The organism is Neobacillus solisequens (assembly GCF_051233465.1).
GTDB lineage: Bacteria > Bacillota > Bacilli > Bacillales > Cytobacillaceae > Neobacillus.
Genome location: NZ_JBKFGJ010000002.1, coordinates 220,743 through 235,035, shown reverse-complemented (window position 1 = coordinate 235,035; position 14,293 = coordinate 220,743). Strand labels below are relative to the sequence as shown.

Annotated in this window: 11 protein-coding genes; all 11 read right to left on the bottom strand. The window is 38.4% G+C overall.

Annotated elements, in window-relative coordinates; all coding sequences use genetic code 11:
• Window positions 1-394: 394 nt before the first annotated feature.
• Window positions 395-1,756 (bottom strand): aspartate kinase, encoded by a 1,362-nt coding sequence (locus ACI3K6_RS01670; RefSeq protein ID WP_435553433.1) that lies wholly within the window; start codon window positions 1,754-1,756, stop codon window positions 395-397.
• 145 nt (window positions 1,757-1,901) lie between these two features.
• Complete coding sequence (locus ACI3K6_RS01665) at window positions 1,902-2,516, bottom strand: NUDIX hydrolase (RefSeq protein WP_435553432.1); 615 nt, start codon at window positions 2,514-2,516, stop codon at window positions 1,902-1,904.
• Between the two features lie 118 nt (window positions 2,517-2,634).
• Entirely contained in the window at window positions 2,635-3,795 is a 1,161-nt protein-coding gene (locus ACI3K6_RS01660; protein ID WP_435553431.1) for a homogentisate 1,2-dioxygenase, read from the bottom strand.
• Between the two features lie 5 nt (window positions 3,796-3,800).
• Complete coding sequence (locus tag ACI3K6_RS01655; RefSeq protein WP_435553430.1) at window positions 3,801-4,730, bottom strand: fumarylacetoacetate hydrolase family protein; 930 nt, start codon at window positions 4,728-4,730, stop codon at window positions 3,801-3,803.
• Window positions 4,731-4,732: 2 nt separating this feature from the next.
• Complete coding sequence (gene hppD / locus ACI3K6_RS01650; protein WP_435553429.1) at window positions 4,733-5,848, bottom strand: 4-hydroxyphenylpyruvate dioxygenase; 1,116 nt, start codon at window positions 5,846-5,848, stop codon at window positions 4,733-4,735.
• A gap of 237 nt (window positions 5,849-6,085) precedes the next feature.
• A complete protein-coding gene (locus ACI3K6_RS01645) occupies window positions 6,086-6,880 on the bottom strand; it encodes an ABC transporter ATP-binding protein (protein WP_435553428.1) in 795 nt (264 codons plus the stop codon).
• Window positions 6,855-7,880 carry an ABC transporter permease gene (locus tag ACI3K6_RS01640; RefSeq protein WP_435553427.1) on the bottom strand — a complete coding sequence of 342 codons (1,026 nt, stop codon included), beginning with the start codon at window positions 7,878-7,880 and terminating at the stop codon, window positions 6,855-6,857. Before ACI3K6_RS01640 ends, ACI3K6_RS01645 begins: the two co-directional genes overlap by 26 nt.
• 92 nt (window positions 7,881-7,972) lie before the next feature.
• A complete protein-coding gene (locus ACI3K6_RS01635; RefSeq protein ID WP_435553426.1) occupies window positions 7,973-8,968 on the bottom strand; it encodes an ABC transporter substrate-binding protein in 996 nt (331 codons plus the stop codon).
• 234 nt (window positions 8,969-9,202) lie between these two features.
• Entirely contained in the window at window positions 9,203-9,331 is a 129-nt protein-coding gene (locus ACI3K6_RS01630) for a hypothetical protein (RefSeq protein ID WP_435553425.1), read from the bottom strand.
• Window positions 9,332-9,533: 202 nt separating this feature from the next.
• Window positions 9,534-10,694: a cation:proton antiporter gene (locus ACI3K6_RS01625; RefSeq protein ID WP_435553424.1), complete on the bottom strand. Its 1,161-nt coding sequence runs from the start codon at window positions 10,692-10,694 to the stop codon at window positions 9,534-9,536.
• A 186-nt stretch (window positions 10,695-10,880) separates the two neighbouring features.
• Window positions 10,881-14,276 (bottom strand): hypothetical protein, encoded by a 3,396-nt coding sequence (locus ACI3K6_RS01620; RefSeq protein WP_435553423.1) that lies wholly within the window; start codon window positions 14,274-14,276, stop codon window positions 10,881-10,883.
• Between the last annotated feature and the right edge of the window lie 17 nt (window positions 14,277-14,293).

Here is a 14,293-nt window from a genome sequence, read left to right as displayed (position 1 = left end):
GCTTCAGACTCTATCTCGCTCGTTTGACTTTCCTTTGTCTGAAGGTTGCTCGACTTTGGACACAATCTCGCTCGTTTGGCTTTCCTTTGTCTAAAGTTTGCTCAGCTTCAGACATCAAATGTTTTTTTTGCTTACTCCTTGTCCGAAGTTGGCTTGGCTTCAGACTCTATCTCGCTCGTTTGGCTTTCCTTTGTCTGAAGGTTGCTCAGCTTCAGACATCAAATGTTTTTTACATCTTCCTTGTCTAAAGTTGGCTTGGCTTCGGAAACATTCCTCCGTTTTTGCCTTTTATAAAGTAAATAGTCCAATTCATATTGAATTGGACTAAAAATGCAATGAAAGGAAAATTTAAAATCTACTCAAATTTTGCTAGTGCTTTTTGTAAGAAATGTCTTTAGACCGGTACGGCGGCAAAAAACTCGTCATATAAAGCTTTTACTGCTCTTTTTTCATCGACTACTTTTACACCAAACATCATGCTCACTTCTGATGAACCCTGGTTGATCATTTCAATATTAACTTCTGCCTTAGCAAGGGCTTTCGAGGCTTTGGCCATTGTTCCAACATTATGGCGCATTCCTTCGCCTACCACCATGATCAGCGCGAGGCTGTGTTCAAACTTAACTTCATCGGCATTCAGTTCGTTTTTGATCCGGCTAATGATTTTTTGCTCAGTTTGTTCATCAAACTGATTTTCTCGTAAAATCACTGAAACATCGTCTATTCCCGAAGGAGTATGCTCATAAGAAAGGCCGAAATCCTCTAAGATTCCCAATAGTCTGCGCCCAAAGCCAATTTCCCTGTTCATTAAGTATTTGCTGACATAAATACTGCAAAAACCTTGATCACTGGCAATCCCTATCACTGGACCATTGGTATTATCCCGCTCAGCAACAATCTTAGTTCCCGGTGCCCCAGGGTTATTCGTATTTTTTACCTGTACCGGGATCCCTGCACGAAAAGCCGGGACAAGGGCTTCATCGTGTAGGACACTAAAACCGGCGTAGGATAATTCTCTCATTTCCCGATACGTCAATTCCTTAATCTCTTTAGGGGAATTTACAATAAACGGATTTACTGAGTAAACAGCATCAACATCTGTAAAATTCTCATATAAATCGGCCTTTAAGGCGTTGGCAAGAATGGAACCGGTTATATCGGAACCGCTTCTAGAAAACGTATAGACGTCCCCCTCTTTACTGTAGCCAAAAAATCCAGGGAAGATCAAAATTCCAGGCTGATGTCTTAGTTCGAATAAATTTTCATATGCCTCTGGAAGTGCTTGAGCGTTACCCGGTTCATCACTGACGAGCAAACCTGCTTCTTTGGGATTTATGTAAGATGCTTGAACGCCCATTTTACGGAAGTAGGCCGCCACCAATTTTGCATTATTATCCTCCCCGCTCGCCTTCAATAAGTCGATAAAGCGATCTGAATTCCGTTGGTCTCCATTCAATCTATTGAACAAATCTTCTGATATCTCATCAATAACTTCTGAAGATAAAGATAACTCTTCTGCAATATCTTTATATCTGGCAATGACCGCTTTTAAAGGACCGCTCCAGTCGGCACCCTGCAAGCATTGTTCTGCACACTCAATTAATAAATCTGTTACTTTTATGTCATCACTGGACCGCTTTCCCGGTGCTGATACCACTACAACCTTACGCTCAGGGTCCGACATAACAATCTGAAATACTTTTTCTAGCTGTTGACCTGAGGATAAAGAGGATCCCCCAAACTTAACTACCTTCATTCTGACCTCTCCCAATAAAAAAATATAATCTCTATTTTAACTTAATTTTAAAAATTTTCAAGCACTTTATTCCACCTTAGAAAAACAATTGTATTTTCGGAAAAGACAGCACAAAAAAAAACACAGAGAAATTCTGTGTTTTCCTTCAACGAATTAATTCAATAAAATGCGAAAGAATCCTTGCTGTTAGTCCCCAGATGGTTTTATCCTCATATAAATAAAAATATTCCTCCACCCCACGAGTTCGCCAATTATAATTTTCACCACCGACAATGAGGTCAAACGGGAAATTTTCCTCTGGTTCCATTTTTAATTCTATTTGATAAATCTCTGGTTCTTTTTCAAAAAAGAAAGATAATGGGACTGAAAATACTTCACCAACCTCGGCAGGATTCAGTTTAATCTGGGCATGTTCACTAATAAAGCCTGCAAAGGGATACACAATCATGCCAAAGGGCGAAACCATGTAATCGAGAGGATAAACTTCCTGTATTTCATTACTGCTTAGACCTAATTCTTCCATTGTCTCTCTAATTGCTGCAGCTTTCTCGTCCGAGTCATTGACATCAATTCTTCCACCCGGAAAGCAAATTTCCCCTGGCTGCCGCCTTAATTCAAGCGAGCGAACCTCAAACAATACATGAACTCCGTCCTCTTTTAGAATGAGAGGAATCATCACCGCATATTTTGAAAAGTTCTTACTCCCTAAAATCGTCGGTATATGCTGTTTTAATTTTGCTATTATCTTCTCCTGAGCCATCATTTCACCTCACAATAAAGACTCGATATTTTCAGGATAGCATGTTTTTAAAGATAATACCTTTGTAATGGTTTATGTAAAAAATACAACCCTATACCGGATTGTATTTCAAGATAAATTATTTGTTTTCAACCCATGAGTACATATAGTCTGGATCCTCCAGTTCCGCTGCTTGCTTTACTACTTTTAGCGGATGGAAGGTATCAATCATAACTGCGAGTTCTAATGTTTCCTTCTTGCCGATACTGGCCTCCGCTTTTCCAGGATGCGGACCATGTGGAATGCCACTTGGATGGAGTGTAATCGATCCTTCCTGTATCCCTTTTCGACTCATAAAATTACCCTTTACATAATACAGCAGTTCATCGCTATTAACATTACTGTGGTAATATGGAGCCGGGATTGCTTCCGGATGGTAGTCATACAGTCGCGGTACAAAGGAGCAAACTACGAAATTGTTTCCTTCGAACGTCTGATGGACAGGCGGCGGCTGATGGACCCGACCGGTGATTGGTTCAAAATCCTCAATATTAAACGCACAAGGATATAGATAGCCATCCCATCCGATGACATCTAAAGGATGGTGTCCAAGAATATGGCTATGGATGGCTCCCCTTGATTTAGTTAGTACTTCAAATTCTCCTTTTTGGTCGTGAGTGATCAAGTTCTCTGGTCCACGAATATCCCGCTCACAGAAGGGACTATGCTCCAATAGCTGCCCATATTCATTGCGATAACGCCTAGGTGTCGTGATATGACTAAAGGATTCGAGGAACAGAATTTTTGTGGGTTCATCCTGGTCTGGTACCATTCGGTAGATTGTTCCAATAGGGATCATCAGGTAATCTCCTGCACGATAAGAAAGAGTGCCGAACATCGTTTCCAACTTCCCCAAACCATTATGGATAAACAATAGCTCATCACCATCGCCGTTGCGATAATAGTTTTTCATAGGCTCAGTCACATTGGCGGTACCGATTAAAAGATCCTGATTCCCCAAAAGATAATACCTAGCAGAAACAGCATCACCTGATTTACTTACTGTACCAGTAAAAAAGTGTCGATGCTTAAGTGGAAGCTGTTCTTCATATTCGGGTAGGTAACCCCGAAGAAGATCTGTCTTGACCACCTCCGTCGGCATAAAATGGTGATAGAGAATGGACTGTGTTCCTGAAAACCCTCGCGTTCCCATAACCTGTTCTCGATATAAATTCCCATCTTCCTTTTTAAAAATGGTGTGTCGCTTATGAGGGATTTGACCCATTTGCCTGTAAAACAACCTTTTCACCTCTCTTCTGCTACAATCGTATTTTCTAATACACCTAGATGTTCTATTTCCAACTCAATCTGATCCCCAGGCAAGAGCCAGCGATGGACACTAGTCCCCAACTCAAGAATGCAGCCCGTGCCTACTGTTCCCGATCCGATGATTTCCCCAGGATATATAGAGACACCTTTTGATGCTCGCTCAATCATTTCCTCAAAAGAATAATAGATGTCCCCTACATTGCCTTCTGATAGCGGAATTCCATTGACCTTTGCTTTCATTGTGAGATTAAAACCTTTTGCTCTTTTTAATGACTCCAGTTCGTCCTTTGTAACAATCCATGGGCCAATGGATGTGGCAAAATCTTTCCCTTTGGCCGGGCCCAGTCCCACCACCATTTCTTTCCGCTGTAAGTCTCTGGCGCTCCAATCGTTTAAGATGCAGTAACCAAAAATATACTGATCAGCGTCAGCGGCTTTTATATCTTTTCCCTGCTTCCCAATGATGCAGGCTAATTCTAGTTCATAATCGAGACATTTGCACTCTAGCGGCTTCTCTATAGGCTCCCCAGGGCCTTTAATAGCTAGATGATTGGAAAAATAGAAAACAGGGATTTCATACCATTCTGGAATCATATCAAGGCCTCTTTTTTGTCTTGCTGTTTTCACATGCTGCTCAAAGGCATAAAAATCTCGAAAGCTTCGGGGTACAGGTAATGGTGCCATTAGTTTTACAGCTGATATGGGATACACTCCTTTATCGATTTCAGTAAGATTAACTAAGTTTCTTGTTTTTTCCAAATTAATTTCACTGGAATCTAGAAAATCTAAAAAGCTCTCTGGCAGTTCACCATTAGATGCTTCATAAAGATCGATTATATGATCTGAATTCAATAATATTCCGGTCCGAATTGTCCCATCCTTTTTTTCGAAGGTTATAAATTTCATTTTTATAAGTTCCCCCGACGTTCCTGTTCCCGCTCAATTGATTCAAATAAGGCCTTAAAGTTTCCTTCACCAAAGCCCCTAGCCCCTTTGCGTTGAATGATTTCAATAAATAATGTTGGACGGTCTACAATCGGCTTTGAAAAGATTTGCAGGAGATATCCCTCATCGTCGCGATCCACCAAGATATTCAATTCCCTAAGTTTTTCTATTTCTTCATCAATGTTACCAATTCGTTCACCAAGCGATTCATAATAAGTACTAGGTGTTGATAGAAATTCGACCCCATTCTTTTTTAAGGTGGTAACGGTTGAAACAATATCCTCCGTTAATATGGCCAAGTGCTGAACTCCTGGTCCATTATAAAACTCCAGGTATTCTTGAATTTGCGATTTACGTTTTCCCTCCGCCGGTTCATTAATTGGGAACTTGATACGTCCACCATTATGCATGACTTTTGACATGAGAGCGGAATATTCTGTTGTGATATCTTTATCGGTGAAATGCTTCATTTCTCTAAAGCCCATGACTCTTGAGTAATATTCAACCCATTCCTCCATACTTTCGACGTTGCCTACCACATGATCGAATCCGATCAAGCCGGCATCGACAATCGGCAAATTAGATGAGAATGGTTGAAATCCTGGCAAAAACACTCCTTGATAATGCTTTCGCTCAATTAAAGTATGGATCGTATCTCCATAGGTTCCAATAACCGCCTTTTTGACAACTCCCAGTTCATCTGTCAACTCAAAAGGCGCTGTCACCGCAATAGCACCTCTGGTTACGGCCTCAGCATATGCTTTTTCCACATCATCTACTAAAAGGGCTACATCTTTTACTCCATCTCCATGTTTTTGAACAAATTGGGCCACTTGGCTTGATTCTTGATAAGATCCTGTTAGAACTAAGCGGATATTTCTCTGTTCAAGTACAAATGAAACCGCTTCCCGATTACCCGTTTCTAATCCAGAGTAAGCAACAGGTTTAAAACCAAAGGCGGTGCAAAAATAGTGACATGCCTGTTTCGCATTACCTGTGTAAATTTCGATATAATCAACATCTTGAACCGGAAAAAAATCCTCCGCCAATTCTTCTGCCCGAACTCTATTTTCTTTCATCCATAGGCCCCCTTTTTTCAATACTATTATAATATTCAGAATTTATTTTAAGTCGAAGGGTCCCGTCTACTCAAGAATTGGAGCTAAAGCAGTAACGCTTTCGGGCAGTAAAGGGACTTTCTTTTTCAATAACATAAAAAAAAGAAACATACCCATAAACGAGCATGTTTCTACTTTTAAGCCTTTTATTATGTTTTCTACAAAAATATTTTAGATAAAAATGATCTAAAATATTTTTTATGAAAGAATCGCACGGTCACTCGCCATTTGGACCCCACGAATCCGTTTAAATTCTTCAAGTAACCCTTCGATCGTAAGCTTCTCTTTTTCCTGCTCATTAACCTCTAAAATGATTTGACCCTTATCCATCATGATTAATCGATTTCCAAGATCAATCGCCTGCTGCATATTATGAGTGACCATTAAGGTTGTAAGCTTATATTTATCCACAATTTCCTTCGTTAAATTCGTAATTAACTCAGCCCGCGATGGATCTAGTGCAGCAGTATGCTCATCCAACAGCAAAATGGAAGGCTCAGTAAAGGTCGCCATTAATAAGGAAAGAGCTTGCCTTTCACCACCTGATAATAAGCCGACTTTTGCGCTAAGTCTGTTTTCCAAGCCTAAGTGTAATGACTCCAATACTTCGCGGAAATAATCCCGACGCTTTTTTGTTACACCTCTTCTAATGGTTCTGGATTTATTTCGCGAGTAGGCCATGGCCAAATTTTCTTCAATGGTCATGCTCGGAGCTGTCCCAGCCATTGGATCCTGGAACACACGGCCAATCATTTTGGAACGCTTGAACTCCGACATTTGCGTTACATTTTTACCATCGATATAAACTTCACCCACATCCGGTATTAATACACCGGAAATGATGTTCATTAACGTGGATTTTCCAGCACCGTTACTTCCGATTACTGTTACAAAATCCCCTTCCTTTAGGGTGAGGTTAACATGGTCGATGGCAATTTTTTCATCAGGTGTCCCTTCATTAAAGATTTTATGAATCTGATTTAATTGCAGCATGATTTTCACCCTTTACAGAAGCTTTTATAATGTTGATTTTTTCCGCTTTGCGGCGAGCCTTGCGTTTTTTCTCTTTGGACCGGTCAACGATTTTTGGCATGGTTAATGCAAGAATGACGATAATGGCAGTAATCAGCTTCATATCTCCAGGCTCTAAAAATTCAAATCTTAGAGCTATTGAGACCACAATTCGGTAAATAATCGAACCGCCTATAACGGCTAGTGTCGTTCTTGCTATTGTTTTAGTGCCAAACAGAGCTTCACCGATAATAACGGAAGCCAGCCCAATCACAATCATCCCAATCCCCATGCCCACATCAGCAAAGCCACCTTGCTGAGCGATTAAGGCACCGGAAAAGGCCACCAATGCATTAGAAAGACCCAGGCCTAATACTGTCAAAAGATTTGTATTGGCGGAGAAGCTGCGAATCATGCGTTGGTTATCACCCGTCGCCCTGATGGCAAGACCAATTTCGGTTTTTAAGAACCAGTCGGTAATAAATTTGATGAGGAATGTAACAATGAACATAAAAATTAGAATTCCCCAAGTTTCCGGCAGACTGTCTCCTAGTCCAATTAATGTTAATACATGATTTAAAGTGGAATCTATCCCAATCTTTTCAAAAAGATCGCCAATTTTCGTAAAGATGGTCTCCGTATTTAATAAAGGGAGATTGGAGCGACCCATAATTCTGAGATTAATAGAATAAAGAGCAATCATCATTAAAATTCCGGATAGCAAGTTGTTAATTTTTCCAAAAGTATGAAGGATTCCGGTCATGCACCCAGCAAGAAATCCGGCAACTAATGCCAAAAGAGTGGCGATGAACGGGTTGACACCATTTGTAATTAGGATCGCTGCAATGGCGCCTCCAGTGACAAAACTTCCGTCTACCGTTAAATCCGGGAAATCCAAAATACGAAAGGAAAGATAGACGCCAATGGCCATTATTGCATATATTATTCCCGCTTCAAATGATCCAAATATGGCTGTAAACATAAGAATCTTCCTTTCTACTACGCTTTTTTACATATTATGTAAAGAAACCGGAGTCAATCCCAAGAGATTGACTCCAACCTATATTTTACTCGTTATTTTCCATCATAAAATTCGCCAAGCTTGCTCCATTCATCCTTCACTTTTAATCCTTGAGCTTCCGCTGCAGCTTTGTTAATAACTAGCTTCAGGCTCTTTGGCAGTTCAACCGGAATTTCAGATGGTTTTTTCTTCCCAGTTAAAATGTCAGCTGCCATTAGACCAGATTGGTAACCAAGGTCGAAATAACTAAATCCGCTCGCTGCGACAGCCCCTTTTTTCATAGAATCCAATTCTCCTACGAATAATGGGATTTTCTTGCTATTTGAAATGGCAATAACAGAATCAAGTGCTGTAACAACTGTATTATCTGTAGGAATATAAATAGCATCTACACGACCCACTAAGGATTCAGCTGCTTGCTTTACTTCAGATGTATTCGCAACGGAAACCTCTACAAGTTTTGCCCCTTTATCTTCCACTAATTTTTTAACTTCTTTCACTTGAACTACTGAATTTTGTTCACCTGAGTTATAAACTACACCTACGTTTTTCGCTTTTACCTCTTGTGTAATAAAACTGATTGTTTTCTTTGTAGCATCTGGATGGTTATCCGTTGTACCAGTTATATTTTTGCCAGGTTGATCAAAGGATTTCACAAAGCCCGCTCCAATCGGGTCAGTAACGGATGTAAATACGATTGGAATGTCCTTTGTTGCATTTAGAGCGGCAGTAGCACTTGGTGTTGCATTGGCGAAAATCAAGTCAACTTTATCACCGACAAAATTCTTGGCAATCGTCTGTGTATTGTTCATGTCAGCTTGTGCATTTTGCTCATCAAATTTGACATCAATTCCCTTGTCTTTCAAGGCCTTTTTAAAACCCTTTGTTGCCGCATCTAATGATGGGTGTGGCGCAAATTGCGAAATTCCTACCGTATACTTCGCATCCTTACTTCCTTTTTCCGTACTACCAGTTTCCTTGCTACTGCATCCAGCAAATAGCAGCATGCCTGCTAATGCCATTGACAAGGCTTGTACCTTTTTCTTCATGAATAAAAAACCCCCTAAAATAATTTTAATTTACCAATTATCTAAAAATTTATTATATTAAAAATTATTCTAGTATTTTTTTCTAGTAAAATCAATAGAAATCACAAAAATATTTTTTTGCTTTAAAGCGACATAATCTAATTGGAATGCCCCGAATAAAAGAAAAGAGGTCTTCCGCTAAGAAGACCTCCAACTTTTTATGAAATTACTTTTCGACCGAAACAATAATATTCCTTACCATTCCTTTGTATGATCTAATAACCGATCAATTTCTTCCAATGTCATAAAATAATTATTTTTCTCAGCTGTCAGATCGGTCGTTGCTTCTAGTAATTTATCAATGTCAATTTTTGTGGTACCCATATACGAAACCTCCCTGTCATGACTGTCACTACAGTTTTCGTTTTTTATTGGATTTTCATGGGGGTATTTTAAAAAACGATAAATTTTTTATACCAAAAATTTGGAGTAGCCTAGAAATGTTGGAAAATCCTCTGATTCCTTTCTTTATTTGAAAGGCTTTCTTCAAAAAAATCCAGCTATATCTAGTAGCTGGATTTTTCGTTTATGCAGTACTTTTCATATCATTACGTTGGTCTTCTTGTTGAAAGAAGAATTTCATCATTGGTGGTGTTACGATAGTGGTAATTAATACTACAATGACCAAAATAGAGAATAGTTCTTGGCCAATTAGCTTTGATTCCAAACCAATGGTGGCTAGGATTAAGGCGACTTCTCCACGTGAGACCATGGCTGCGCCAATTCCCATTGAACTAGCCCATGAAAAATTAGATAATTTTGCTCCTAATGCCGCACCAATTAACTTTGTTAGGATGGCGATTATGCTGAATAATAAAATCAATCCTATATTTTGAGAAAGTCCATCAAGGCTTGCTTTTACACCTATTGACGTGAAAAAAACAGGAACAAAAATGGAATACCCGATAGTTTCTATCTTTTCAAAGACTTCTTGGCGATAATTTGTTTGACTGATGGCTACCCCCGCTATATATGCACCAATTATGGCTGCAACACCAGCTAATTCTGCTGTATAAGCAAATAGAAAACAAATGATTAGCGCAGCAGAAACCAGTGATTCGGTTACTCTTAATGGAGAGAATTTCTTGAGAAACCAAGGGACGAGTTTCCATGCAGCTAATATGGCTAACCCAAAGAATAATACCTTTTTAAAAAGGACCATTCCCAAATTAACATCTCCACCAGCCATACTCATTAAAAAGGCTAAGGCAATGATGACGACTACATCATCAATGACCGCAGCTCCAAGTATTGTGGCGCCCTCTTTCGATTGCATTTTATTTAATTCCTTTAATGCTTGAACAGATATACTTACACTGGTAGCTGACAATAATAATCCTAAAAACAAGGCCTCAATTGTTGTCATATTCATGATGATTCCAGCAAAGTAACCTACTAGAAATGGAACCATAATACCGCTAAGACCTACGAGTGTTGCTGCTTTGCCTGAGCGCTTAAATTCCTGTAAATCTGTTTCCATTCCGGCGATAAACATTAATAAGATCACGCCAATTTGACTAAGTTCCTCTAAAGTTGTTGTTTCTGAAACCAATCCCAACACAGCAGGACCTAATAAAACCCCGATTAACAGCTTACCTAAAACGGCAGGCTGCCGCAGTTTTACACTAATTTCCCCCGCCAGTTTTGACGCCACTAAAATAATGGCTAACTCAAAAATTAAATCCATCTAATCACCATTCCTTTTATTGAAATAGAAAAAGAGCCCATAAATGGAATACAGGCCCTTTTTTAGGTACAGAAAAAGCCTGTCAACCAAAGGACATACGTATCCTTAGGTGACAGACTCCTCCAAAAAAATATACCGTAATATTAAGTTATTAATATAGTAACAGATTTTAAAGTATTTTTCAAGCTACTCCCATTTCTTTATCCTATTGATAACCTTTTCCTTAAAGAGCATGATGAATGTGGTTTCTCCTTTTTGAACTTTTTGCTTATTCCATTCATTCAAACTGGCAATTAAGATCAGAATGAAACCGGCAATTAATAAATAGATCCACCAAGGCATATTACCCCAATATGGTCTTGTTTGAAGAAATACATTTAATAGCAAAACGCCTGCTCCCGTAAAAAAATATGATTTTATTTGTAAAGTCATCCCAGCAATCATCGATAATAAAGATAGTGAGCCGATAATAATCGCATCATAAATTGTATTGCTCGCAAGACCGTCTTGAATAAGCAATAATGAAACAATTAGCAGAACACTCCACTGTAATCTTTTAGTAAATCCATTATATCGTCCTTTTAACATCTTTCTAATAAAGATGACAACTACAATAAATGGCAGAACAAGAACTTCCCTTTGCCATAAAGGCGGAATATTTAATAATTCAATCAACACGTAATAGGGCTGTAAAAGGTAAATACCACCAAGAATCGGCATGAAAACAGACAATTGTTGTGGTACTCTTTTACTTTGCAATAAAAAGGTAATCGCAATGAATAATCCCGGCAACGTCCGTAACCATAAATAAGGCTGAACAAAAAAGTATAAGGATCCAAAATAAAGAAAGCTAATCAATGTATAGGCATCCAGTTTAAACGTACGTTGCTTTGTTCCAACCTCAAAGATTTGAGCATATAGGAATTGACCTAATGCAACCATGCCCACCCCAATTCCTCCAGATAGGAGGATTTTGGAGAAAGGAGCCAGTTCCTCTAAAAAGGAGAATTCCATGGTTGCCATAAACATGATAAATAGTGGAATAATCCCCCATTGATCCCATTTGATTTTATGCATATAAAAACAGGTCATCAACACATACGTACATAAAACTAAGTATGTCTGCCAATGAAAAGGATACGTCCAAAGCATACATAAGATCCCGAAGATAGAAAATGGAACCAAGTAATAGGTAGTTCGTTTTTTAAATTCATCATTCGTCAGGTATGAAAACCCGAGGAGCAGTACACTTACAATTGGAAATTCATAGTACCCACCATATTCTTCAATGAAAAAGTCAAACCCTGTTAAGATACTAAAAAATAACGTGGTAAAACTGCCATATAAGAAACTTTTTATTTTCCATTCCACCGATGCCAGTTTAGCGCAATATCCGTAAATAAACACTGCTAGGATGAAACTGTAAATCGAATCTGCATGATAAACAAACCAAGTAATAATGAGGGCTAATGGATAAATGCAATGACCTACCCATGCAAATTCATGAGACAAATCATTGTCATTTCTCCTCAATCCAAATGCAATAATTAGCAATAGAATTGCACTACCTGTAACCATTAAAGCTTTTATGGCGACATGAATTGCACAAGTAACAAATAAGGAATGCATAATTGAAAAATAGGCTAAAAGTGTTTCCACACTTACTAGATACGAAATCCATTTAGCCCCCACTTTTCTATAAAAATAATAAAGCATTCCAATTCCCATGGATAGAATAAGCGGCTGAACCCATAATTGATTGATGGGGCCAGTCAGAGCATAGAGTATGCTGATTCCATAAAATGCTACAGATGTATATAAGGAAGTCTCGGCTAGTTTTATTTCACCTGTTTTCTTCCATACAAAGCTGGAACCAAGTAAAAGAAATGCCGCGACGGCAAAATGGACTGCTGAACCATAATATAAAGAATACTCTAGATTATATGCGTTTATTTGCTCTCCAAACGCAGTAAAGGATAGACCAAATGTAATAGGTAATGCCCATATCGCCGCTTGGGTGAATGGTTTCCTTGTTTCAAACTTCCATTCCAGAAAGGATATCAGGGCTAAAGCCAACAGCATAACCCCTAACTCCCACCACATAAAAAGTGCTAACGTATTTAAAATAGCTAAGGCCATTACTGCTAATCCGGTATCTTTTGAACTATTTTGGATCACCAGAGTATATTTTGACCATTTTATGACTCCAAAAACAATAAATAACAAAAAACCACTGAAAAATAAAATCAGAGAAACATGAGCATCTGTTATCATGGTTAATGCCTCGTAGATACCAGTTGCTGCGAATACAGAGCTTAGATACGAAAACAGCAGAATAGAACTATTATGAGTTAAATAAATAAAGTTTATGGCAATAATCCAGTATGCAATCATCAGGATCACTGAATGGTGCTCTGAACGGAGAAGAATGCCTTCCAGAGTTATATAAATAAAGGCAAATCCTGAAATAACCGCACTAGTATACTGAAAGATTTTATCTAATGAAAACCGTTCATCCAACCTCTTTGGAACCAACACCATACCAAAACCTATTAGAGCATAGACGATTTCACCAAAATAATCCAGAAAACTATGTTCAACCAATTGATAGGCTCCATATACAATCATGATGCTAAAGACAAAATGATAATGTCTTGTCCCGCTTACATACATCATCGATAAATAAATAATCGCTGTTAATAGGATGTTCATCCCATAAACGGCTGGGTGATCAAAGAAAAACAGCAGAAATATAGTGCTTAAAACAAGATTTACTTGAATAAAAACAACAAATTCATTAACAAATAATTGGAGTCGGGACCAGTTTTTCCATTTGTGGTATAGGAAAATCAGGGTAGCATTAAATAGTGTCAACCCAAGATAAAAGAAATCAATATTGATTGGTAATCCTGCTAATAGAAAGGCAAATCCTGCTGAAGCAAACACATATGAAAACCAAACAAAAAGTCTAGAATTTAATTTATAAGCAATACATATGTACACGATCGCAGGAATCCAGCTACCCACCACTCCGAGAAGGTATCTTCCCCCTCCATAAATTGACATATAGGGCCCCAATAGACCAAACCATCCAAGTGAAAGGATGAATATGGGTAAAAAAAGACTACCTAATACAAGAAAAGAAAATGCCGTTTTTTTAATTTGTAAAAATTTATACGTTAAAAAGGCGATACCAAAAAAAACTAATGAAACGACAGCGATTGAGGCACTTTTCATGATTGCTGTCATTGTATCCCAATTACTCGTTGCGACGAATAGTCCTCCGATTAGTAGAAAGATCACTCCGATATTTAATGACCATGTTATATTTCTTTCCCGGATTTCCTCAGGAGTTAACGTTTTTTTAACCTTGGACTGTTTTTTGGGTAATCCCAAATTTTCTGATTCTAGTTTCACTTCAGGTAATTGTCTAGCTTCTATTTCTTGAAGATCAATATGATAAAGGTTATCTGCTTCTACGACTGTTTCAACGATTGATTCAGAAAGATATCCCTTTTCCATTAAAGTAAACAATTCTTTTCTAAAGATTTTTCTCCTCTGATCTCTTGTCGTCTGTTCCACTTTATTCTCCCCTTACT